This is a genomic window from Parabacteroides vesiculifaciens (assembly GCF_049860805.1).
In the GTDB taxonomy this organism is placed as follows: Bacteria; Bacteroidota; Bacteroidia; order Bacteroidales; family Tannerellaceae; genus Parabacteroides.
On record NZ_CP187555.1, the window covers coordinates 715,479 to 741,458 of the forward strand.

The 25,980-nt window shown below is 47.3% G+C and carries 13 protein-coding genes; 7 read left to right on the forward strand and 6 right to left on the reverse strand.

All coding sequences use genetic code 11. The features are described from left to right. Positions 1-188 precede the first annotated feature (188 nt). Positions 189-1,373, forward strand: a complete 1,185-nt coding sequence (locus tag ACPYIV_RS02910; RefSeq protein WP_293739794.1) for a class I SAM-dependent methyltransferase — start codon at positions 189-191, stop codon at positions 1,371-1,373. Here the strand turns inward: ACPYIV_RS02910 and ACPYIV_RS02915 are convergent, their stop codons facing one another. Next, positions 1,374-3,044: a putative transporter gene (locus ACPYIV_RS02915; protein WP_293731955.1), complete on the reverse strand. Its 1,671-nt coding sequence runs from the start codon at positions 3,042-3,044 to the stop codon at positions 1,374-1,376. Between the two features lie 620 nt (positions 3,045-3,664). Between ACPYIV_RS02915 and ACPYIV_RS02920 the strand changes: the two genes are divergently transcribed. The 6 genes from ACPYIV_RS02920 (at position 3,665) to ACPYIV_RS02945 (ending at position 12,103) form a co-directional block, all read left to right on the forward strand. Beyond that, positions 3,665-4,108, forward strand: a complete 444-nt coding sequence (locus ACPYIV_RS02920) for a hypothetical protein (RefSeq protein WP_301704784.1) — start codon at positions 3,665-3,667, stop codon at positions 4,106-4,108. Positions 4,109-4,554: 446 nt separating this feature from the next. Beyond that, positions 4,555-7,194: a leucine-rich repeat domain-containing protein gene (locus ACPYIV_RS02925; RefSeq protein ID WP_425885442.1), complete on the forward strand. Its 2,640-nt coding sequence runs from the start codon at positions 4,555-4,557 to the stop codon at positions 7,192-7,194. A 147-nt stretch (positions 7,195-7,341) separates the two neighbouring features. Continuing rightward, complete coding sequence (locus tag ACPYIV_RS02930) at positions 7,342-7,593, forward strand: DUF4160 domain-containing protein (protein ID WP_301705864.1); 252 nt, start codon at positions 7,342-7,344, stop codon at positions 7,591-7,593. Continuing rightward, complete coding sequence (locus ACPYIV_RS02935; RefSeq protein WP_293739812.1) at positions 7,586-7,822, forward strand: DUF2442 domain-containing protein; 237 nt, start codon at positions 7,586-7,588, stop codon at positions 7,820-7,822. Before ACPYIV_RS02930 ends, ACPYIV_RS02935 begins: the two co-directional genes overlap by 8 nt. Positions 7,823-7,904: 82 nt before the next feature. After that, positions 7,905-9,149 carry an exonuclease SbcCD subunit D gene (locus tag ACPYIV_RS02940; RefSeq protein WP_425885444.1) on the forward strand — a complete coding sequence of 415 codons (1,245 nt, stop codon included), beginning with the start codon at positions 7,905-7,907 and terminating at the stop codon, positions 9,147-9,149. Then, entirely contained in the window at positions 9,146-12,103 is a 2,958-nt protein-coding gene (locus ACPYIV_RS02945; RefSeq protein WP_425885446.1) for an AAA family ATPase, read from the forward strand. The genes ACPYIV_RS02940 and ACPYIV_RS02945 overlap by 4 nt, the downstream gene beginning before the upstream one ends. On the opposite strand, the gene ACPYIV_RS02950 is transcribed toward ACPYIV_RS02945, so the two are convergent. From ACPYIV_RS02950 to ACPYIV_RS02970, 5 genes are all read right to left on the reverse strand, one after another. Beyond that, on the reverse strand, positions 12,090-15,407 hold the full coding sequence (locus ACPYIV_RS02950; protein ID WP_425885448.1) for an SUMF1/EgtB/PvdO family nonheme iron enzyme: 3,318 nt from the start codon (positions 15,405-15,407) through the stop codon (positions 12,090-12,092). The genes ACPYIV_RS02945 and ACPYIV_RS02950 overlap by 14 nt on opposite strands. A gap of 92 nt (positions 15,408-15,499) precedes the next feature. Beyond that, positions 15,500-16,663 (reverse strand): glycoside hydrolase family 88/105 protein, encoded by a 1,164-nt coding sequence (locus ACPYIV_RS02955; RefSeq protein WP_299363228.1) that lies wholly within the window; start codon positions 16,661-16,663, stop codon positions 15,500-15,502. Between the two features lie 196 nt (positions 16,664-16,859). After that, positions 16,860-18,458 carry a RagB/SusD family nutrient uptake outer membrane protein gene (locus ACPYIV_RS02960; protein ID WP_425885451.1) on the reverse strand — a complete coding sequence of 533 codons (1,599 nt, stop codon included), beginning with the start codon at positions 18,456-18,458 and terminating at the stop codon, positions 16,860-16,862. 20 nt (positions 18,459-18,478) lie between these two features. Beyond that, entirely contained in the window at positions 18,479-21,562 is a 3,084-nt protein-coding gene (locus ACPYIV_RS02965) for a SusC/RagA family TonB-linked outer membrane protein (RefSeq protein WP_293739775.1), read from the reverse strand. A gap of 166 nt (positions 21,563-21,728) precedes the next feature. After that, positions 21,729-25,775: a hybrid sensor histidine kinase/response regulator transcription factor gene (locus tag ACPYIV_RS02970; protein ID WP_425885454.1), complete on the reverse strand. Its 4,047-nt coding sequence runs from the start codon at positions 25,773-25,775 to the stop codon at positions 21,729-21,731. Positions 25,776-25,980: the final 205 nt, after the last annotated feature.

The window sequence follows — 25,980 nt, forward strand, 5'->3', positions numbered from 1 at the left end:
GACAAATAAACGTCTTTTTTGAGACCTAAATTGTACCCCCTAAGGCATTGACATATTGATAAAGAGTTGAATTAAAGCGACATAAGGAGATAGGTTCATTACCCTGTCTTTCCGCAGAAAAGAGGATGTGTCACCAAATATTATGGCACATCCTCTTTTTCTATGTCGTCACTGACTTTAGTGCCGATATGGAACTGACAACTTCACACATACAATTCATCAAAGAACATGCCACAGACGATTTGGCCCGCCTGTTGCTTTCCGCTGCCAAGTATCCCGGAATGGATATTCCCTTTTTGGCCGATCAGATTGCGGCCAGAAGACAAATCCGGGAGAAATTGCCGTCGTGGTATGAGAACGGACAATTGGTTTTTCCGGCTAAGATAGCTGCGGAGCAATGTTCTTCCGAACAGACGGCTGCTTATAAGCAGGAATTGATTGGTGAAGGTTGGACAGTTTGCGACCTGACAGGAGGGTTGGGGATCGATAGCTATTTCCTTTCCCGCAAGGCGAAGCACTTGACTTATATAGAGCGCTTCCCGGCTTATTGCGAAGCAGCAAAACACAATTTCTCTGTCTTAGGAGCCGGTAATATAACGGTCGTGAATGCCGATTCCACCCAATCCGTCGATATCCTTCCGGAAGTCGACGCCTTCTATATCGACCCTGCACGGCGGGGAGAATCGAACAAGCGGGTTTTCGCTTTGCAGGATTGCGAGCCGGATCTGCCCGGCCTGTTGCCGGAACTTCTGAAACGCTCCCCGCGTATAATCGCGAAACTCTCGCCAATGGCAGACATACAAATGACTTTGGACCTCCTGCCGGGTACGACCTCCGTACACGTCCTTTCCGTAAAGAACGAATGCAAAGAACTGCTCTTCGTGACAGAACGCGGGGCGGACGGTAGGGAGCCGGCGATCCATTGCATCAATTTCGGGCTGGACGGAAGGCAATCTTTCCTTTTTACATTGGAAGAAGAACGTAACGCCCCGTTGATCCCCGCCGGCCGGGTCGCCGGATATTTATACGAACCGAATGCCTCGGTCTTAAAAGCCGGCGCGTTTAAGCAGATAGCCGTCCGGATGGGAGTAAAGAAATTGCAGGTGAGCAGCCATTTATATACGTCGGACCAGTTAATCCCCGGCTTTCCGGGCCGCAGATTCCGGGTAGATGAAGTGCTGCCTTTTACCGGGAAGTTGTGCAAAGGGCTTTCAAAGACAATCCCCCAGGCCAATATAACCGTGCGTAATTTCCCCCTCTCCGTTGAAGAACTGCGCAAGCGGACGAAGATTGCCGACGGCGGTTCCGTCTATCTCTTTGCCACCACCCTGGCTGATGGAGAAAAGGTGCTGGTCAGATGTACCAAAGCCTGATCAGGTAAACAACATCAGCACCAACTGCGCCGATATCACGCGGATAAACATCGAAAGCGGATAGACGGTGGCATAGGAAACGGAAGGCTCGTCACCATCGACAGTTGTGTTGGCATAGTTCAACGCCATCGGGTTTGCCATGCTTCCGCAGAGCATCCCCACGTTATGCGCATAGTCGAGTTTGAAGAATTGCGAAGCAATGAACCCGACGATCAGCACCGGAACGATCGTCAGCAGAAACCCAAGCCCGATCCAGAGCAATCCCTCGGCACGGAAAACCGTTTCGAAGAAATGGGCACCCGAATCGATCCCCAATCCCGCCAGATAAATAATGATCCCCAATTGGCGGAGCATCAGGTTGGCACTCATCGTTGTGTAGGTTGTCAGGTGGAAACGCGGACCGAATGCACCCATCAGGATTCCGACGATGATCGGGCCTCCGGCAATCCCCAATTTGACCGGCGTGCTCATCCCCGGCAACGTGATCGGTAGCGCCCCCAACAGCATCCCCAGCGAGATGCCGATAAAGACCGCCAATAGGTTAGGATTATTCAGCCGCTTGATCTCGTCCCCCAAAATCTTTCCGACCGTGTTTACCGAATTGGCTTCCCCTACGATCGTCAGCCGGTCGCCTATTTGCAGGCGCAGGTCAGGAGAGGCCAGCAGGTCTATACCGGCACGATTCACGCGCGTAATATTGATACCGTAGAGGTTACGGAGACGGAGAGAACCTAATTTTACCCCGTTCACCCGGTTGCGTGTCACCGCGATGCGGCGCGAGATCAGTTGGCTGTCGATGGCATTCCAGTCGATATCCGCTTTGTTCCAATCCACATTCTCCTGTTCACCGAAAAGGACTTTAATATTTTCGACATCCGATTTGACGGAGATAATCAGCAGATGGTCATGATGATGGAGCAATGTATCCGAAGTCGGAATGCTCACCTTGCCATTCCTCCAGATACGCGAAATGACGAAATGCTTGTCCGTCAGTTTCATCACATCCCGGATGCTTTTCTCATAAATGCCAGGATTACTCACCTGGAATTCGGCTACATAGGTAGTCGTATCGCGCTTTTCCTGCTGGTCTTTCTGTTTTTTGTCGGCAAACATGGCTCTCAGGATAATAATCGCTAAAATCACGCCCACCACACCGAGCGGATAAGCGACGGCGCACGCCAAAGCCATATCCGTCACCCCTTTGGTATTGGCAGGATCTATCTGCAACAAAGCCTGCTGGGCGGCTCCCAAAGCCGGCGTATTAGTGACAGCTCCGCAAAGCAAACCGACCATATTGGCAAGGGAAACGCCCGTTGTCCAATGCAGTCCGACCGTCATTATCAGTCCGAGCAGGATCACACCCAGCCCCATCATATTCATAGCTACGCCCCCTTTTTTCAGTGAAGAGAAAAAACCGGGCCCCACCTGCAATCCTAATGCATAGACGAAAAGGATCAGGCCGAAACTTTGCGCAAAATAAAGCATATCCTTATTCACGACAATCCCTAAATGCCCTGCTAGGATCCCGGCAAAGAATACGAATGTGATACCCAGCGAAATGCCGAATATCTTGATCCGCCCCAAATACAATCCGAGTGCGGAAACCAGTGAAATAATGATAACTGCCTGCACCATCGTAGGCTCTAAAAAAGCCTCTTGTAACCAATTCATAAGTTCCCCTGTTTGTTGACGGCACAAAGATAGACAATTATAAATAAAAACTGTTCATGCCATTAATCGTGTAATGATAGGCAGGCTGAAAACTACTTGATAAGTAATCTCTGTGTTTGCTTAGTAAGTAGAGTATTATTTACTTAGTAAGTAGACGGACATCTACTTACTAAGTAGTTTTTAGCATTCCTGATAAGGATGCTAAAGTGTTGTTTAATTGCGTATTTTGGGAAAATAAAATTATGAAAAGCTTTGTTTGGACAAAATGAATTTGTAATTTTGTAGCCGTTGTAGGAGTAGTGATTCCTTATTTGCTGCTGAATGATGCATTATAAATAAAGAAGCATTGTTTTTATGTCTTGATAGCAGAAGCGTTAAAACTGATGATACGTTATATATAGAGAGGTATCTTCTTTAAATCTTTTTGGAGGTAGTTTTGAATTCTATATTAGATTAGCCTTAATAACTCTTTTCTCTCCTGCAATTTATCAAATTAATATTGCTGCTTGTGAAGTATCCGGGCAGAGTGTGTGCTTATCCTGATTGGCAAGAGGGTAAGGATAAGTCTGTAGGTGTGTCCCTCTTTTATGTTTTAATCATTAAACAATGTTGATTTTTGTATGGCATTTAGAGTTAGAAGAGTAAAAAAGGCTTTTGGTTTTGATAAGTCAAAAACTGAAAATTATGTACTTGTCCCGGATCGGGCAACGGTTGTTACGTTTCAGAACCTTTGCGACCAAGTCGTACTGGTTTCCGGTATTAACTTAGGAACGGTTCAGGCTACCCTTTATGGACTGGTTCAATCCATGAAGACTTTCCTCCGTCAAGGGCATTCTGTGCAAGTTGCAGGATTTGGGACTTTTATTCCTTCCTTTAATGCAAAGAGCAGCTTGGTGGAGAAGGATGTGAACGTAGGTTCTATCCATAAAGTGAAATTGCGTTTCATTCCCAGTTCCGAATTGAGGCAGGTACTGGATAAGATGGAATTTGAATTTGACGTATTGGAGAGCACAAACGATTCCAAATCCTCTTCGGGCGAAGAAGAAAGACCGGGTGAGCTGTAACTCGCCTGTCTGAAATTGTGATTTAATGACTCCCCGGATCGTCTTTTGTGGTTCGGGGAGTTTTTATTTTGTTGGATATGAGTTTTCTTCTGTAAATATTACTATTTTTGTAGCAATTCCAAGTAGTAGCCTCGGAGGAGGTTGGAACGGAAGGATGTATTAGAAAGCGAAAAGCGTTTACGATATTATTCCCTATTCAGGAAATCGCCAATTTTCAACAAACTGGGATAATAGACAAAAGTGCTTGCGCTTCTTTACCTATATGCTTATCTGTTATAGAATAAGATTGTATGGTATAGAGCGCAGGCTGTTGTTTTATTATCAGTTTGTGGGTGTTTGGCGATACCTCTGGATAGGATAGTAGAATGACAGTTCCTGCGCTTTTCTATTTTGATAATCTTAGAGTGAATGCCGAACGGAGGGGGACAGGGAGGCGGAGGTTGCGTATGAAAAAGTGGATAGGTCTTTGTTTGTTGCTCATCTCGGCTTGTTTGACCGGGCATGCACAGGATGTTAGGGTGATTCATGTGGATGAACCGGGAACGTTGGCTGAGAAAATTGCAGAAATTGAAAGTTTGAATCCCGATGAAACTGTAAAGATCACAGGTGAATTGTATAATTCAGATTTTAAGGCTTTTCAAAAGTGGAAAGGATATTCTTTTGCGTTGGATTTATCGGATGCGGTAATAGACACTATACCTGAAAAATCTTTTTATGGTATCGATTTAAAAAAAATACTTTTTCCTATATCTTTGAAGAGAATAGAGGCTCATGGATTTAATAGTTGTGTAAGTCTAAAAAATGTAGATTTGTCTCATTGTGTTGATTTAGTATTTATAGGAACTGCAGCCTTTGGAGGCTGTAATTTTTTGCAAAGAATAGATGTCTCAACTTGTATAAAGTTAGAATATTTGGGTGAATATGTTTTTAGTGGCTGTACCAAATTAGAAAGCATTGATTTAAGTAATAATTTGAATTTAAGAGAAATAAAAGATTTGAGCTTTTATTCGAATATTTCGTTATCAGAGATAAAGTTACCTCCTTTTATAGAAATTATAGGGAAAGAAGCTTTTGCAATGTGTAAATTCCAATATTTGGAAATACCAGCTTCAATAAAAAAAATAAAATGGCATGCATTTGTTGCTTCCAAACTTTCCATAATAAAAATAGATGCGGTAGAACCTCCTTTATTATTAACTACAGATGATCCTTTTATGAAAAATGATATATCTTTAATAGTTCCAATGGGCAGTAAATCTTTATATCAGTTAGCTCCTGTTTGGAGTAAATTGGATATCCGTGAAGTCGGTTTATGCTTCATAAAAGTAAAAAACGATGGTGGCGGTTTTGTTAAAATTGGAGAACAGACAATCCAATCGGGTGAAATCTCTGTACCAGAAGCAAAAGATGTACAAGTCTCTTTTATTCCTGATAAAGGGTATCGTTTAATACAAGTGAAATTGGGTACGATTGATGTTACGGATCAAGTAGAAGGTGATATATTGACTATTCCCCAAATAGTAGAAAACAAAGAACTGGCAGTCGTATTTGAGAAAGAGATCTATTCACTTAAAGTTTCTTATAATGAAGGAGGTGAGGTTAAAGTAAATGAACAAAATATTACTTCAGGTTCTTCTGTTCCTATAGCTGTCGGTACAGATGTAAAACTGGTAATTATACCCAATGAAGGTTTTAAGTTACAACAAGTATTATTAGGAACAGATGATGTGACGGATGAAGTTATAGATGGTGCTCTTTCTATTCCGATGATTTCAGAAAACAAGGATATTGTAGTCCGTTTTGAAAAAACAGAGGCTGTAACAACCTATTCCGTCAAAGTAACTTATCACACCGGAGGTAGTGTTAAGATTAATGACAAAACCATTCCGAGTGGTTCAAGTGAAACGGTAAATGCTTCAACTGATGTAACGGTTTCGATAGTTCCGAATACAGGCTATCATATTAAGAGTGTGAAGTTGGGTGAAATGGATGTGACTTCACAAGTGAGGGGTGATAATACTTTAATGATACCGTCTGTCTCGGAAGATAAGGAATTGACGGTTGTCTTTGAACAAACTACTTATATCGTCAAAGTTACTTATAATGCAGGTGGTATGGTCAAAGTGAATAATAGCCCTATTGCCAACGGTGCAGTTGAAACCGTGAATGCTTTGACTGATGTCCAAGTTTCCATGATCCCGAATGAAGGCTATCTGCTAAAACAAGTAAAATTGGGAGAAGCGGATGTTACGGATCAGATTGTGAACCATATTCTGACCATATCGGAGATAGCCGGAGATAGGGAAGTGACCGTTGTTTTTGAAAAAGGTACACCTGTCACCTATTCTCTTAAAGTCTCTTATTCGGATGGAGGAACGGTTAAAGTCAATAATCTTCTTGTTGGGAGTGGTACATCTTTGGCTGTTACAAAATCTACAAAAGTGTCTGTTCGTTTTGTTCCAGATGAAGGTTTTGTTTTGAAGCAAGTATTGTTGGATGGCGTGGATGTAACGAATCAGTTGGTTGGAAATGTGTTGGAGATACCAACTGTTTCTGCTGATTTGGAAATAGTCGTATTCTTTGAAGAGATTCCGATGGTATCCTGTATTGTGAATATCGTAGGGAATGGTGTGGTGAAAGTAAACGAGCAACAGATCAAAAATTCTTTGGACTTTGTCTCGGTGGAGAAAGGAGAAGCCGTAACGTTTTCGTTTACCCCAGATGCAGGCTATGAGTTGGGTAAAGTGTTGATGAATAACCAAGAAATTACCAGTCAGGTGAAAAACAATACATATCGGATTGCACCTCTTATTTCCGATGTGACTTGCCAAGTCGAATTTGTATTGAAGGAAGACCCCACAAGCATCGACCCAGTGCCAAACGCCACCAAACGCGTTTACCGTTCCGCCCCCAGACGCTTGGTTTTATCCGGTTTTGAAGCTGGTGTTCCGGTGTATGTCTATGATGGCAGTGGGCGGCTTGTCGTTTTGAAAACGATCCGGGACAGTGTGGAGGTTGTGGATGTTCCTTCCGATGGACTTTACTTCGTCCGCATAGGAAAGGAATCGTTTAAGGTGGTTTTGTAAAAAGGTAAATAGGCCGGATTGTAAAGGGTATATCTGAAGGAGGTTTGTCTCTTTCGGATATACCCTTTGTTTTTTCTGTTTGAAAAAGTAGGGAAAGGTAATGCTTTTTTTCGTATGTTTGCAAATATATCATTTAAAAAGAAATAAATGAGTCCAAAATTCTTATGTGAGGATGGATATATCTTTAAAATATACTCTAATGAGGAAACAAGAGTGCATATCCATGTTGTGAAAGCTGAGCGAGAAGCAAAGTTTTGGCTTGAGCCGATAATCGAACTGGCTGAAAATTTCGGTTTTAATAGTAAAGAAATAAAAGCAATAACTAAAATAATAGATGAATATGGAGACGAGTTTAGACAACAATATAAACAACACATCGGTAAGCGTATTGATGATTAATTCACAAGGCATGATGCTTTCAGTCTTGGGGCAGGATTATTTTGTCTCGTATAATCGTGTACCATGGTTGAGGGATGCCCGCGTAAGTAGTGTACTGAATGTTCGTATGAGTGGTTTGCGGGCCATTGAATGGCCGGAACTTGATGTTGACCTTGAAATAGAGAGTCTGAAACATCCGGAACGTTATCCGTTGATAATGAAGCGTAATCCAATGGAGTTGTTGATGTAAAATGCATATAGGCGTGAAACCGGATGGGTTCACGCCTTTTTTATGCTATCGTTTGTATATTTGCAAACAAAACAAAAATACAATGTCATTGAAAATAATCCATACCGCCGACTGGCATCTCGGACAAACCTTTTTCGGGTATGACCGTGATGATGAGCATGAGGCATTTCTTTCGTGGTTGACTGACCTGTTGGTGCAACGGCAGACCGATGTCCTGCTGATTGCGGGGGATGTCTTCGATGTCGCTAATCCGTCGGCAGCCGCGCAACGCCGCTTCTTCCGCTTTCTGCGGGAAGCGAACAGGCGTAACCCGCATCTACAGATCGTGGTGATCGCAGGCAATCATGATTCGGCAGCCCGTTTGGAGGCGCCGGTTCCCTTGTTGGAAGAGCTGAACACGTCGATTGTCGGGATTGTTCCGCGGACGGACTTGTGCAAGATCGATTTCGGTTCGCTTCTGATCCCTTTATATAATAAGGAAAGGAAGCGGGAAGCGCTCTGTTTGGCCGTGCCCTATCTCCGCCAGGGAGATTACCCCGCTTCGAAGGAAGGAAAAGACACCTATGTGGAGGGTATTACCCGGATGTACCACGAACTGTATGACTATGCCGACAGCCAGAGGCAACCGGGCGAGGCGCTCCTTGCGATGGGGCATCTACATGCGACCGGAGCCGAACTGTCGGAAGACGACCGGAGCGAGCGGACCATCATGGGAGGGCTTGAATCCGTGTCGGTAGATGCCTTTAAAGAAGGCTTGGCCTATACCGCACTCGGGCATATCCACAAGGCGCAGCGGGTAGGGGAACGCGAAAACATACGCTATGCCGGCAGTCCGCTCCCGATGTCTTTTTCCGAGCAGCATTATCACCACCAGGTTGTCGCTTTCACCCTCGAAAACGGATGCCTGTCGGATTGCGAAGCAGTGCCTATCCCACTCCGAACCGCCCTGCATCGGATTCCGGCGGAACCGGCATTGCCTGCCGAAGTCCTTTTGCAGCTTTCTGCTCTGCCGTTGGCGGAAGAGGGAGCCGACCGCAGCCTGTGGCCTTATCTGGAAGTGCAGGTGCTGTTGACGGAGCCTGATCCGGGTTTCCGGCACCGGGTAGAGGAGGCGCTGGCGGACAAGGCTGTACGCCTGACTTCTATCATACCTTCTTATCCGAAAAGGGAGGGGGAGGATGATTTTCGTCCTTTGTCTTATACGGATTTACAAAAGATCGATCCGCTGGATATGCTCCGCCATACCTTTACGAACCGTTTCGGGGGAGATTTGCCGGAAGAGTTGGAGAAGATGTTTAACGATGTAATACGGGAGGTTTCCCTATGAAGATATTAGCGATACGAGGCCGCAACCTGGCTTCACTGGAAGGTGATTTTGAAATTGATTTTACGGCGGAGCCGTTGCTCTCGGCCGGGATTTTTGCTATTTCCGGACCGACGGGGGCGGGAAAGTCCACGCTCCTGGATGCGATGTGTCTTGCCCTGTTTTCCCGTACGCCCCGCACCGACCAGGCGAAAGAAAATAATGTCAAGCTACAGGATGTCAGCAATGAGCAACTGTCGCAGAGCGATCCCCGCTTCCTGCTACGGAGAGGGACGGCTTCCGGTTTTGCGGAGGTGGACTTTATGGCTTTGAACGGACACCGCTACCGGACACGTTGGTCGGTGGCACGAGCCCGTGACAAGGAAACCGGACGGTTGCAGATTCCGCGTTTGGCTTTGTACAACCTCGATAAGGAGGAGGAAGAGCAGGGGACGCGCTCCGACCTGCAAGCTCGTATCATCGAACTGATCGGCTTGACCTTCGAACAGTTTACGCGTTCCGTATTGTTGGCGCAGAACGATTTTTCCACGTTCTTGAAAGCCGATCAGGGAGAAAAGGCGGCTCTTTTGGAGAAGTTGACCGGAACAGAGCTCTATTCCGCTATTTCCCGCCAGATATTTGAAAGGAATGCGCGGGCGAAAGAAGCCTTCGACCTGATCCAATCACGTATACAGGGCATCGAGCTATTGACGGATGAGGAAGAAAACGACTTGCGCACCCGCCTCGCCGGAACGGAAAAGGTATTGCAGCAGATCGAGAAAGCAAAAATGGAGCAGCAGGCCCTTCAAGAGGCCGTCCGTTCTGTCGAACAGCAGATCACTATTCGCCAGAGGCAGCAGAAAGAAGTTGCCGATAAGTTGGCACGTGCAACGGAACTCTTGACAGTCGCCCGCCGCGAATACGAAAAAGGAGTGGGGGAACAACAACAGTCCGAAGCTCATTTCAAATCCCTTCAACAGGAGATATTGCAGGCGCGTAAACTGGATATCCAGTTAGATACGGCTATCCGTGACTTGTCTAATTCGGAGCAGCAGTTGAAGAATGTAACGCTCCGGAAGGAAGAAACTGAAAAGAAGTACCAGGCTGCCGTCCTCCGCCGCAAACAGGGGGTGGAGGAGATTGACCGCCTGACCGCCTGGCGCAAACGTTTTGAGGATAAGGAGAGTATAGCGGAGCAGCTTTCCGCCTTATTGCTTCACCTGGATGCAGCATCGGCCGCCCGTTCGGGTGTGGAAACGGCAAACCGTTTGATCGAAACGATCCGGCAGGAGGTAGCAGCATTGAATAAAAAACTCGCCGGCTTGCAACAGACCAGCGTTAGTAAACAGCAAGCGTTGAAGCAGGCGGAAGCGGACTACCGGAGCTTGGAGGAAGAATTGAAAGCGTTCGACATACCGGCTTTGGACAAACAGATCGAGAAACTACGTCAGGAGCGTGAGCAACTGCTTATCGAACAGGCGCGTTTGGAGGCTTCCGGCAATATAAAGGATTTGCGCAGTAGGTTACAGGAAGGACAGCCCTGCCCGGTTTGCGGGAGCACGCATCATCCTTTCGCCGGTCATGTGCCCGTTGCCCCTGTTTCCGTCTTAACCCTTCAACTACAGGAACTGTCGAATAAAAAAGAAATCTATTCTACCAACACCCGCAAACTCGCCCGCCTGCAACAGCAACTCTTTCAACTACACAAGGAACTCGCAGACAGCGAAGCCGCCTGTAAGGACATCATCGGCAAGCAACAACTCGCCGCCAGCCGGCAGGAGCGGGAGGAAGTCATTGTAAAAGAACAATCCGCCCTACTAATCCAGTCCCTTTCAGCAGCCGATCGCCTGTTCGGCAATGACGAATGGCAAAAAGCATGGCTACAGAACCCGGAAACCTTCCGCATAAAATTGACCGACTTTGCCCGTCAGTGGCACGAGAATACCGATAAACTCCACCAACTGGAGCGGCAGGAAAGCGCTCGGAAGGCCGAATGCGAATCTCTCGCTTCCTTTCTCCCTTCTCTCGAAAAGCAAGCTGAAGAAGCCGGACAGCTCCACGAAAAGAACTGCACCGCTTTTTCTGCTTTGCAGGCGGAACGGAAGAAGCTCTTAGACGGCCGCCCCGCAGATAGCGTGGAACAGGAGTATACCCGGCGAATGGAAGAACTGAAAGAACGTCTGAAAAAGCTGTCGGCAACCCAAACCGAGCAATCCGGTATCGTCGAACAAACGCGCGGCATCGCCGACCAGATTGCAAAAGACCTGGCCGAAGCCTCTACCGACCTGCTCTTGCGAAAGGAGGCTTTAGACAAATGGAACACCGACTATCTGGCTTCTTCGGACGGACAGCCGCTCGAAGCAACCCTGCTTTGTTTCACGCAGGAAAAGACGGAGCTTGCTTTCCGCCTCCGTACCCAGACGGAGAATAAGGCGAAAGTCTCCGGCCTGCAGGAAGAGCTGAATGCCTGTCGCATGGAAAGCGAACGTTGGGCGAAACTGAACGAACTGGCCGGCTCTGCCGATGGCGCCAAGTTCCGCCGTATCGCGCAGGGATATACACTTGACATCCTGTTGAACTATGCCAATGTGCAGCTGCGCGAACTGACGCGCCGCTATCGGCTGGAACGGGTTCCCGAAACACTTGCCTTGCAGGTGATCGACCGGGATATGTGTGATGAGGTGCGAACCGTCCATAGTCTTTCGGGCGGTGAGTCGTTCCTTGTTTCGCTGGCACTTGCGCTCGGTTTGTCTTCCCTTTCGTCCAACCGGATGAGGGTCGAAAGCCTTTTTATCGACGAAGGTTTCGGATCTTTAGATGCCGAGACGCTTCGTGTGGCGATGGATGCTTTGGAAAGTTTACGGACGCAGGGACGCAAGATCGGTGTCATCTCGCATGTACAGGAAATGACCGAACGCATCCCTGTCCGAATCTGTGTGAACCGCGCCGGCAATGGACGAAGCGTCATTCGACAATAATCCTGAAGCCGACGTTCATCGGCCGTTGCCAAGGCAGGTAGGCTTTACGGACGGCAGATGTGGAGTATTTGGGACGTTCACGCCAAGAGCCGCCGCGTACAACTTTCTTTTCGGCAGTCTCTTTGTTTGCCTTTTCTTTTAAAGGATAAGGAATGTAATCGGAGGCCGTCCATTCCGCCACATTTCCGTTCATGTCGTACAATCCCCAGGGATTGGGGCGGTAAGAGGCGACGGGGCCGCTGATCAGTTGATGGTCGTTTACGTTCAGGACTTTCGGCAGAAAATCCCAGAACTTGCGCATGGGATCGTTTGCCCGCATCGGCTTGGGATCTACGCCTGTTACCGCCAGATCGACAGTCGTGCTGTCTGCTAAGTTCTCGAAAGAACCGAAGTCGCTGTCTACCGATCCGAACCAGAAATCATCTGCACTTCCTGCACGTGCCGCCCATTCCCATTGTGTTTCGGTAGGAAGGGAGGCGTTGCAGTTTTGCATCTCGCCGATCTTCCGGCAGAAAGCGTTCGCCTCGTCCCAGCTGACGCGCACGACAGGTTGTCCGGCTCCGTTAGCCGCATAGCCGGGAGTCGTGTGGTCTTTCCAGGTCTGTCCGATGTACCGGCTGTCGTGTTCCGGGAAAAGTGCGCGGAACTGTTCATTCGTGATTTCGGTCGCGCTCATCCAGAAACCGTTCTTCACGTTTGCTTTGAAGGCAGGCGAAGCGGAGGGTGTCCGGTTGTTACCCATCACGAAACTGCCGGCGGGAATCCATACCAGGTCGATATGGACATCCGGGGCGATGGACAAGCGGCGGGAAGTTTCGCCTTTGGCTGCTTGCCGGGCAGTCGCCGTCTGCGTGTCGAACGGGAAACCTTTTACCTTTACCGAACGGATCGGTTTGGCGGGTTCTTTTGTTTCGACAGTTTCACCGGTTGTCGCTCCGGTTATACCGTCTGCCTTTTTGTTTTCTTTCAGCCAGGCGGCATAATCGGCAATCTCTTTTTGCCAGTCTACCCGTACACCGCTATATTTCTCAGCTAACTCCATACGGCGTTTCACCTGGCCCTTCGGCGATTCGGGTTTCAGGTCGATCTGGGTGAAAGCTCCGTAGTAAGGCGCGTTGAGGTCGATCCAAGTATAGAGCGTCTGCATGTCCTCCTGCGGAACCTGCACTCCATGATGGCCGGCTTGCAGGATACGGATCAGTTCGCTGTTGCTCGCGTGGAACTCGGCTGGTTTGAGGACATAGATGTCCGACTCCGGTCCCTGGCGGTACACGTATGGATGCAGGTTCAGATAGCTCTGGTCGTACTGCTTGTTGATTTTCGTCAATATCCCTCTTTTGTAAGTGACCATCTGGTCTTTGCGGAAATCCGGTCCGGCATTATTCCCGTTGTGGCAGGACACGCAGTTACGGTCCAGCACCGGTTGCACTTCCAGACGGAAGGTGAAAGGACGGACGCCTCCTTCCGGTGCTTCCAGCCGGCGTGCCTGCTTGGCTGAGGCAATCGTACGTTTAGGAATCGGTATGCTGTTCTGATCTTCGTGGCAACCGACGCAAGAGACGATCTCGCCCGGCATCCCCGTCAGCCAACTGCGCATCCACTGGATAGCCGCCCCGTCTTTATCCAACGGCTGGATGGAAACCGGCGTGTTGGCTGGAATGGTGAACAGTGCGGAACCGTCTTCCTCGACCGGGACTGTCCCGAGCACGCGCTTGATGTCCCATCCGCTCTGTATGCCCTGTGCATCATGGTCGGAAGGAGCTAAGATATAGGCATATTCGTATGCGAAGATGCGGAGCGCCTTGATCGTTCCGCGGGGAACACCCTGTGTCCCTTCTCCTTCATAAATATCCTGGATAAAGACCGTAGCCTCTTTGCCGCCCGGCTTGATCTTCGAGGGGATAACGGGAGGCGTCTCGCGTTTTACCAGCGGAATGGGAGCGGTCAGGCCTTCTCCTTCCTGTTCGGCAATGAGAGTCAGGTTATCGAAAACATCGACTAAATAGATTCCCCAAAGTGCATCTTTCGCCGGTTTGCAGGCGACTAAAAAATACTTTTCGTTCAATGGAAACGGCTTCATGAACTGCGGCCAGACACCTTCCACCAGTTCGTCTTTGATGATCGGGACGATCGGACGGTCTTTGAACGGCAGTTCCTGTATCATCCCCTTTTCCTCTTTCCTGCTTTTGGCAGGGTCGAAAATGACGAGCCGTCCCGAACGTGCCGTCCCGTGATGGCCGGAGATGATGCCGATGAAGCGGCTGCTGTGTTTGGAGAGCGGTTTCATGTCGAACGTGCTGTTCGGGAAATAGGAGCCGCTGCCGTAGAGCGCTTTATTTTCCGTCCCGTCGGGATTCATGTGCATCACGATACGGGAGAAGTAGTGTGTCAAATCCGTATATTCCCAACGGGTGTACATGATGCGGCCGTTCGGGATCACGATCGGCGACCAATTCCCGTCCTGGTCGAAGGTGAGGCGGCGCAGGGCGCGTGTCTCCGGATCATACGAAACAAGGTTAGCCACCACATCGTCACCATGTACGCATGGCACGCCGTTGTAACCGATATTGGTTGTCGCCACTACTTTTCCGTCCGGCAGGTAATTGGCGTCGCAAAACTCCAGGTCCGGTTCATCGACCGTGATCTTTTGGTGGAGGCTGCTGCCATCTGTGTTCATTTCATAGATCTGCCATTTCCGGTCTTCGTCGAGCGAGGAGAAAAGGAGGCGGTCAGCGTCCCAGTGGAGCTGTATGTCTGAAACGGGAACATCGGCTTCGGGCTTGTAGATACGGCTGCTTTCGATATCGTGACGCAGGTTGGACAGGATGTCGATTTCAGCTTCATACCCTTTGCGTGAGTTGGAAAAGAGCGAGTTGTAATTGGCCGTCGAAGTTCCCATCGACGGGCCCATCGCCTTGCGGGCTTTGTCGCCCAGATGGTAACGGGCCACTATGATCTTGTCCATGTCCAGCAGCGGGTTGGCCAGGATGACTTCGCGTTTTAAGGTTAATACTTTCTGTGCCTTGTCAATTGTCTCGGAGGAAGCATTGCCGGAAAGTGCTTGTTGTACTTCGGGCAGAAGCGTTTCCAGGCGGGACAGTTTTTCGTAAAGTGCGGGAGCTTTTTCTCCCAATGCCGTTTTTGTGTCGTCCAGATAGGCGCGTATGGCAGCAGGGTTGACCCATTGGATCTGTACTTTCAGATCGTTTATGTTTTCCGGCTCTGTAAGATCGTTCCGGTTTATTTCTGATGCATTTGATAGAGAAGTAAAGAAGAAAGAAAGGAGTATGATACAGTATTTCATATTAGAGGAAATTTCTGAAAAATGGTTGTTTGTAATTAAAAGCTGATTCGTAGGCATCCCTATGTCTACGAATCAGCTTTTAATCGTGAAATCTACTTGATCAATTTATACACCTCACAGGCTGCCATCAGGAACGCTCCTGTACCATATAGTTCGGTCATGTCGCGTGTCACCTTTTTGGGATCGGCGCCTACCGGCTGGACCCAACCTAATTTCCCGTCCGTTTCAACGGCGCAGGTCAATGCTTCCCAACCTTTTTTTACGACAGGCAGGTATTTGTCTGCCGGCAGATAACCCTGGTTGATTCCGTATGCCAGGCCATAGACGATAAATCCGGTCGCGCTTGTTTCGGGCGAAGGATAGCTGTCCGGGTCCAGCAGGCTGGCATGCCAGTAACCGTCTTTCCCTTGCAACCCGGCGAGGCGCTCGGACATCTCCTTATAAAGTTCGAGATAGAAAGGCCGGAACTCGGTATCTTCCGCCGGCAGCGTCTTCAATATTTCCGCCAATCCGCCGATTACCCAGCCGTTGCCGCGTCCCCAGAACACCTTCTTGCCGTTGGCTTCTTTCTGTCCGATATAGCGGCTGTCGCGGTAGAACAGGTCTTCATCTTTATCATACAGGTGGTTGTAAGTAGCACGAAATTCTCCGTCGGCAAAATACATGTATTTGCGGTTGCCGGTCAGCGTGTAGAGCCGCGTGTAGACACCGGGTGCCATGAAGAGGGCGTCACACCAGGTCCAGCGTTCGATCGTGCTGCCTTTGCTGTAATCAAGGTCCATACTTCCGTTGGAAGGGTTGTTCAAAACCCAGTCAGCGCGGGCGATGGTCGGTTTCAGCATATTCTCGTTCTTTTCCTTGTTATAGAAATCGATGTAGGTTTGTGCGATACAAACGTCGTCGGCATGATACATCCGGTTAGCGACCTGCCAGCTCTGGCGGTTGAAGATTTTCCGGAGCCAGTCGTAATAGGTATTGTCTCCACTCAGTTCCGCCCAGTCGAACATCCCCATGTAAAGCGCGGCGGGAACCCACCCACGCGGTTCGTTCTTGGCATATTTGTTTTCGGGATAATCCTTGATCTGCCAGTCTGCCACCCGGCGGGCGACGTCCATAACGCTTTGCCGGTTCCAGCCGGCGGCTGTCGCAGTAACGGCGGTATTTGTCGTTTCGGCCTGTGCCGGCAGGTTGTTCACTAAACAGGTACAAGCGCAAAGTGAGAGGCCTGTACAAATGTACTTGATTGTAGTTTTCATGATATTCGTTCTGTTTCTATTTAATTCTGCACCAAAAATAGGAAAGATAAGGCTCAGGATATAATAATATCATCTCAAAATGATTAAAAAATGTACCAAATCCAATGATTCTTATTAAAAAGAAAGGGGATGCTCCTTTGGTTGGAACTTCCCCTTTCACCACACAAGTGTGTGTCTGTCAGTAGGTATTTAATACTTAATACCCCGGATTCTGCGGAAACTCGGCTCCTGTGTTAGAGTCGATGATGGTCTGCGGGATCGGCCACAAAGTGTGGTGTTCGTCCATTGTGTTGCTGTGCGGATTGTATTTCTTTACGCGCTCAACCAACTTGCCTGTACGAACCAGCGTAAACCGGCGCAACTCTTCACCGACCAATTCACGGATACGTTCGTCCAGCAGGAAGTCAATCGTGGCATCTTTGGCTGTAATTTCCGGCGCGTTTGCACGTTTGCGGATTACATTGATCGCGTCTGCAGCTCCTTGCGCATTGTTTTGCATCAGACGCGCTTCAGCCAATAACAGATATGTTTCGGCCAGACGGAACTTCATGCGGTCTTTGTTGTTACCGCCGTAGCTCAGGTTTTCAGCTTTTCCGTAAAAGAATTTCGTGACAGCCGGGAATACGGTGAACTTGGTCCATGTATCCTCTGTAATTTCGGCTTTCTTTCCATATTTATCAGAAGAGGTATCATTGTAATACCAGTTCCTCTTGATGTTGTATTCCGAGTTACGGATATCGCTTGAAGCGAAGAAGTCGTTGCTGTCGATCCACCATTTGAATGGGACGATCTGTGCCAGGCCACGTCCGCCTAAAGAGTCTGCCAACACAAAACCGTCTTCGTTATAGTATTTGGGAACCCAGGCACGTTTTGTCCAGTCTTCATATTCCCCGCCGCCTCCGGTCGTGTTATATTCGAGCTGCATTACCCAGATGCTTTCCATATTGCCGGAAGTACGGTTCTGGTTGTACTCTTTAAACATATCGGAGAAAGGATCACCAGCTTTATCTTTTTCCGCACCGAAGCGTGAAGTCATCAGATTGAAGTAACCGCAATCGATTACGGCTTTTGCAGCTGTTTCCGCTTCCGCATACTTGCCTGCCATGAGGTATACTTCCGAAAGCATATGCTGGGCAGCCCATTTAGTCAATTGTCCAACTTCGACCTTATCGGGATCTTCCGGCAGATTTGCAATTGCAAACTGCAAGTCTTCGATCATCTTGCCTAAAACTTCCGCTTTCGGCGTACGGGTAAAGTCTATACGGAAATTCTTTTCAATTTTGTCGACATATGGAACATCTCCGTACAAATATACCAGATACCGGTAAGCATAAGCACGGAAGAAGCGGGCGACAGCCTGATAATAGGCTTTGTCGGTCGGTTCGTCCCAGTTGACGTCACCTTCCGAATATTCGAGGATTTCATTTGCAGAGGCAATCAGACCATATCCCCAGTTCCAATAGGACGTGACAAACGTGGTAGAAGAGGTATAGGATAAATTCTCAAAAGGAACCAGTGAACCGTCGCCATGACCGGCATAGACAATGTCGGTTGCAACCTGGAACGATTCGTACGGGCAAGCTTGTCCCTGGCTTGTGGTAGCCTCTCCCCATGTGTTAAACTCAGAACGGGCCCAACCGTACAGTCCGTTTACGCCGACTTCGAAGCCATAGCTGCTTGTGTATGTATTGTCCGGAGCCAGCGAGCTTTTTAGCTCTTCATCCAGAAAACCAGAACAACCGGTTGATGTCACCAATAAAAATGCGGCAGCGGCAGTTGCTAATATATTTTTCATATTCAAATTCGATTATAATGTTAGAAAGTAAGATTTAATCCAAACATGTAAGAACGGGCTGTCGGATAAGTAACGAGGATGTTTCTGTTGTTATCGTTATCTTCCAAGTTCAACCAGTTGTCGATGTTGCTGAAAGTATAGAGGTTATTGACACTTGCATTGATACTCAGCGAACTGATTCCAATCGTGCTTAAAACTGTCTTCGGGAACGTGTATCCGATCGTGATGTTCTTGATATTGACATAATTCATCTTTTTGTAGAATGAATGTTTGTCGTAAGGAACATAAGCCGGAGAGGTCATTTCGTTTGTTGGATTTTCCGGTGTCCAGTAGTCCATACCACTTATGTAGTTGTATGTCGGCATCCAGCGATCGAAGTTGTAGTCGTGCAATTCTTTTGTCTGTCCGAACACCCCGTTCAGTAAGAAAGAGAAATAGATGTTTTTGTAATCGAAGCGGTTACCCATTGACAGTAGGAAGCTTGGTAGTTTGGAACCGATGATTTTCTTATCGTCGGCCGTGATGGAGCCGTTTCCGTCTTTGTCTTCCAGTTTTGCAGAACCGGGAACGGCGCCTTTCTGGTATTCTTTTCCTTCTTCATTCAGGAACTTGCCGCTTTCGGCATCCCAGCTGATCGTATGTCCGTTCTCAACGTATGTTTCGTTTTCCTGCCATGTCCCGACAACATTGTAGTCGTAGAATACACGTAGCGGTTCTCCGATGAACCATTTGTTTGTGATATCGTCTTTACCGTCGCCGCGCAGTTCGATGATTTTATCACGGTTCAGTGAGAAGTTCACATTTGTAGTCCATTTGAAATCATTGTTTTGGATGTTGACAGAGTTTAATGCTATTTCAACCCCCTTGTTGCGAGTTTTACCAACATTGTCCATGATGGACTTGTAACCGTTCATGTAAGGTACGGTGCGGCTCATGAGCAAGTCATTTGTATTGACAACGTACATATCAATATTACCGGAAAGACGTCCATTGAAGAAGCTGAAATCGATACCGGCATTGATTGTGCGCGAAGTTTCCCATTTAAGGTTGGGGTTACCAACACCGTTTGTGGGAAGATAGGCTCCATTTACAACTGTTCCATTGTCCCCCCAGATGTAGTTGGTCAATGTCAAACGGTCAAGTGTCTGGTAAGGATTGATGGCTTGGTTACCGTTTGAACCCCATGAAAGACGGATTTTCAGCATATCCAGATAATTGGCTTGGCTTTCCATAAAGTCTTCGGAAGAAATATTCCATGCTGCGGCTACAGAAGGAAAGAATGCGTATTTGTTGTTCTTTCCGAATGCAGAGTAACCGTCTGAACGCCCTGTCAGTGTCAATAAATACTTGTTGGCGTATGAATAGTTCAAACGTAACATATAAGATAACATTGCTGTTTTTGTCAGTTTGGATGAAATTTCCTTGTTCTTTTCAGCACCAGCCATGTTGTGATATTCGGAATCATCGTTTACAAAGCTTTCACCTGATTCTTTAGCTTCCTTTTTACTTGTTTCCTGCATACTGAATAAGGCTGTGGCATCGATTTTATGCAGACCGAATGTCTTATTGTATTTCAAGAGATTTTCCCATGTGTAATCGTAATAGTGGATATTCTCTATGGAGGCAGAACCGTTCACTTTGCTACCGGAAAGCGTGTTTCTTCCATAATAAGTCCCTTCGAACTCGTTACGATAGTTGTAACCGAAGTTTGTGCGGAATGACAGACCTTCGATCGGGAATTGAATTTCTGCAAAAGTAGAAATGAATACGTTGCGGTTTGTCTTATCGCTTGTCGCATTTATGTTAGCCATCGGATTATAAAACAATGTCTGGTCCATCGGATAATCAACGTAGCGTCCTTCTTCATCTTTATAGATACCGAAAGGACTCATTTTCAGGCCGGCTTCCAGGTAAGGCTGTTCTCCTCCGAATTCCTTTTGGACTGCTTGTGTACCCATTCCGACAGTTAACCATTTATTTAAAACCTGTGTGATGTTCAACGCGATGTTGGTACGTTTTAACCCTGTGTTTTCCATAACACCATCTTCTTTCAGGTGAGAGATCGATGCCATATAGGTTGTTGCGTCTGTTCCACCGGAAATGCTGATTTGATGGCTGGTGGTTAAGGCGTTGCGGAACATGATATCTTGCCAGTCCAGTTCCGAACCGTTCTGATAATTTGCACGTTCACTTGGGTTCAGGAGTACAAGCGGATCGAGCTGGTCTCCGGAATAACCATATTTCATGCGGTTGTAGTCCTGCGTGTATTTTACATATTCGGCACCTTTCATCATGTCGACGCGACGTTGTGCTTGTTGCATGCCGACCTGCCCTTTGTAGCTTACGGTCGGTGCTCCTTTTTTACCTTTCTTAGTCTGGATCAGGATTACGCCGTTCGCACCGCGTGAACCGTAAATAGCTGCTGAAGATGCATCTTTCAATACGGACATGTTCTCGATGATATCCGGATCGATGTCTCCTAACGAACCGCTGTAAGGAATACCGTCCATGACGATCAGAGGGGAGTTGTCTGCACTCAACGAATTTTCACCACGGACGCGCAGTGACTGGTCTTCGCCCGGTTTGGCGTTGCCGGTCGTGACATTCATACCCGGAATCTGTCCGGCCAGCTTGTCCATCAAGTTGTTTGTCGTAACCATCTGCAGCTTTTCTTCACCCACAGCCACGATACCGCCCGTCAAGTCTGATTTGCGCTGCGAACCGTAACCGATAACGACAACGTCGTCCAAACCGATCGCATTGTCTTTTAAAACAATGTTAAGAGTTTTTGCTCCCGTAATCTTGATTTCTTGTGTTTCGCAACCGATGTAAGAGACTGCGATTGTCGAGTTTTGGGGGACGTCAAGGGAGAAGTTACCATCTATATCGGTAACAGTACCGATCGTCGTACCTTTTACAACAATGTTAGCTCCGATGATTGGAAATTTGTCAGCTTCCGCGATTACCGTACCACTGATTTTGACATCCTGCGCATATACCTGTACGGATATAAACGCCATAAAGAGTAATAATAAGGAAAGAAATCTGTTCTTTCCGTTTGCCTTTTCACTGGGAGGCAAATTCCCTCGTAGTTGTCTTTTCATGCCTTTCATAATTTATTAGCACATTGAACAATTAATACTCGACCTGTCGGTCCTATTTGTTTTTTGTGTCAAAAGAATGAAAGATGCAAGCCAAGAGCGAGTAAAATTATTCCAAAAGGGGATAAAAACATTCCAACGTGCTAAAAAACATTTATTTTGATGAGATTTAAGACATACGTCCCTGCTTTTGAGATTCTGATTCCTGGTATTCCGTCGGAGACATTCCGTAGACCGCCTTAAAACTACGGGCAAAATACGAACGGCTGCTGAAGCCGATGTGCTGGGCTATTTCGGATATGTTCATATCCGACTCTTTTAAGAGTTTAGCCCCGGCTTCCAGACGGATATTTTTGATCAGTTCGATGGGAGAGAGGCCGGTCACTGCCTTTACTTTCCTGTAAAAATTAGTCCGGCTCATTCCCAATGCCTCATAGATGACCGACACGTCGAGTTCGGGATTCGAGATATTGGCTTTTACGATCTCGATATACCGGGCGAGGAAATCGTCGTGCTCTTTCGGTTCTTCCACTCCGAGCTGTTTGAGGGAAAGCGTTTCCCCGTACATCGTTTTCATCTTCTCGCGCAGGGAAAGAATGTTCCGGATGCGGGCTTTGAGCAAAGATATCTGGAACGGTTTGACGATATAATCGTCTGCGCCGGCATCCAGGCCTTCTTCGATTTGCGATATCATCGATTTGGCGGTGAGCAGGATAACCGGTATATGGCAGAAGTTTTGGTTTTCCTTGATACGTTTGCAAAGTTCGAGCCCGTTCATTTCAGGCATCATGATGTCGCTGATGACGATATGCGGATATGACTCCTCGATCATCGCCAGCGCCTCTTTTCCATTGAATGCTTTGACGACGATATAGTCGAGGCTGAGTTGTTGTTCCAGGTATTGAAGCACTTCCTGGTTGTCATCGGCCAACAAGACCGTTTGCTTGTTTTTGTTTTCAGTCTCTTCGACCAGCAAATCGAATTTCCGGCTGATCTCGGCCGATTTGGACAAAGTAGGGGCTTCCGTCTGCCCTTCTTCCTGCTTTTCGGTGTCGGGAAGAATGAACATAAAGTGCGTTCCTGCCGCTTCCGAACTTTCGGTCCAGATGCAACCGTTATGCTGCAAAATGATGGATCGCGTCAGGCTGAGTCCGATACCCGTCCCTGAAATTTGTCGGTGTATATCTTCTTGTGAACGGTAGAAAGGTTCGAAAATCTTTTCGGTTTCCTGCTCGCTGAACCCTTTCCCGGTGTCGATTACTTCGATGAACAAGTATTTGGCTTCCACCAGGATGGAGTTGTATTGAGCCGGGAAGTGCGGAAGCAGTTCGCATTCCGCTTGCGTGATCGTACTGACACGAATGGTCACATGTCCTTCCGACGGTGTGAATTTGAAGGCGTTGGAGAGCAGGTTAAAGAAAATCTTTTCGATCTCCGCCTCGTCGAAACAAACCTGATACACTTCCGGCAGTTCATTGTCCAACGTGAAAACAATCTCCCGGTTATTGGCCACACTTTCGAACGAATGATACATTTCGCGGATAAAAGCGGAAAAATTGAAGCGGGTCTTTTGCAAGATCGTCTTACCGGCCTCGTATTTTTGTATATCCATCAGGTTGTTGACTAAGAGCAACATCCGTCCGGTGTTCTTTTTGATTAGTTGGAGCGTCTCTTTTATTTCGGGCGAGAACGACACGTATTGCATCAAGTCGTTCAGCGGATTGATGATGAGCGTCAAGGGAGTTCGCAGTTCATGTGAGAAGTTGGTGAACATACGCATACGCTCCTCGTGCAATTCGTTGACCTTGTCCTGTTCCAACTGCTTGTAACGGAGTTCCCGTTCCCTTTCATGTTTATTGTGCTGGTAGCGGATGACTCTTACAATAATAAATGTAATGATACTCATGTATAGAAGGTAAGCCCACCAGGTTTTGTAGAAAGGAGGATCGATCGTGATCCGTAGCGTAGCCTCTTCCGGGTTCCACACGTTGTCGTTGTTGGACGCTTTGATCCGGAACGTATAAGTACCGGGAGCCAGGTTGCTGTAATAAGCCTCCCGCCGGTTGCCTACCGTATGCCAGGTCGGGTCGGCTCCTTCCAGCTTGTAGGCATACTGGTTCCGTTCGGAATGGATAAAGTTCAATGCCGTATATCTGAATGTGATATTGTTCTGGTTGGAACCGAGCGTAATATCGCCGTTTTCAATGTTTCCGGTAATATCGTTCTCGTTGTTTACGATCAGCGAGGTGATATATACGGGCGGAATGTTGGGATTAACCATAATCCTGTCCGGGTTGAAGAAAAGGACTCCTTTATCTCCGGGGAAATAGATGCTGCCGTCGGAAGAAAGACTGTTGCCCGAAAATCGCGTAAACTCCATAGGCGGAACATCGGCTATCTTCATTTCGCTAAAAGTGTCAGTCGTACGATTCAGCTTATATAAGGATTTCCCGGTCGTTACCCAGATATTCTGACGTTTGTCGATCGTAAGCGAGTTGATATAGCTTTCGGACAGTCCGTCCTCTTTCTGGTAATGTTTAGCCAGTTTCAGATTCCGGTTCAAGCGGTATAGGCCGTTTTTGTTGGTCGCAATCCAGACATAACCTTCGTTGTCTTGTGTAATAGCCGTAATATTCCCTAACTTTTCAAACTGGGGATTTGATTGCAGTTCGGTGAAAAGATTACGGACCGTTTGTCTTTTTATATCATACAGGTAAAGGCTGTCGGACAGTGTGCCGAACAAAAACAGGTCCGGTTCGAGCTCATGAATCACAGTGACCCATTTGAAAGAGTGGGCGACGCCGTCGGCCATGAACCGGTTGGTCTGTTTCCCTTTATCGACCATGACCAGATCCTGGTTGCTGTTGGTCGGTATCCAGAGTCGTTTACTTTTGTCGATATATAAGGAAAAGATGTCGTTGTGCTCGAAGTCATATAGCTTTTTGTACTGTTTGTTCCGGATGGAAAACAAATAGACCGAGCCGAAATGGGTGGAACATAAGATCGAGTCTCCTTGTATCAGGATCGATTTGATAATATTAATCTCATAATTCCCTTCATGAAGAGGTTTGATGGGATAAAGTTGTTGCTGTCCGTTTTCCGGATTATAGTAAAACAGCCCCGCACCTTCTGTGGCAAACCACATATTCCCGTTGCTGTCTTGCTGCCCTTTGCCGATGATGCCGGCATATTCGTTTGGCGTGATATAAGATGCCGGCCTGTAAAAAGGACTGTGATAGTTGACTCCCGCCGAATAGGTCCCGATCCAGAGTGTCTGGTCTTTGTCGATCAGCATACTGTGGATGGAATAATGGCTCAATCCTCCTTTTCCGGCAATATTGATATCTGCCGGAGCGATGGTGAGGTTCTTTTTATCCAGAATATTCAAACCCCGGAAAGTTCCGACCAGAATGGAACTGTCGTTATAGGACACGAATGTCCGTATCGAGTTATTACTGAGATCGGTATTGTCTTTGTTCAACCAGGTAAAAGTCTGTTTTTCTTTGTTGAAAAGGCAAACTCCGGTTTCATCCGTTCCGAGCCATATATCTCCGTTGCTGTCTGGCTGTATGGACGCGATAGTACCTTTGACCGGCACTTGCTGTTTCAGTTTCCAGTTCCCGGAATAGATATACAAACCGCTGCTTTCCGTACCGACGTAAATATCCTCATCCGGAGCTTGTGCTACGGAATATATCGGGGAAGAGATTGCGGTGTCTGGAAGGACCGTTTCGACAGTTCGATCCGTGCTGCATTTGAATACGCACTGGTTGCAGAAGGCATAGACATTACCATCCGAATGTTTGAATAAACGGTTGATGACGTTGCTTGTACATTCGTTATTGATACTCATGGGATAGAAGCGGGTGATCTTCTTGGTTTTATAATCGATGCAGTTTATCCCGTTCGATGTCGCGATCCAGATATTTTTCTTGCCGTCTTCGGCAAATCCCCGGATGTAGTTGTCCGTTAAAGTTGCGTTGTTGTTTACTTCATTCTGATAGGTGACAAATTCATACCCGTCATAGCGGTTTGCACCATTGCGCGTCCCGAACCAAATATAGCCGTCCGAATCCTGAAAAATATCAAGCACGGAAACTTGCGACAGGCCGTCTTCTACTCCCAGATGGGAGAAGAAGAAATTTATGCTATATGCCGGGGCTGCATATAGCATAACCCAATAGAGTGTTAGCAGGGTATAGAATCTTTTTATCATCCGTAGTTTCATGATTTACGTGTAGAGAAGCACGGCCGTGTGTCTCTACACTGCAAAGATAATGATTTAGAGACGATCTTAAACAGGATTGAGATGATTTTACACGGTGGAACAAGTTGATAATTCTATTTTTGCAATTCAATCAATTAAAACATCATGAATAAACGAGTATTGAGTTTAACCTTATTGTTGGCCTGTTTCAGTT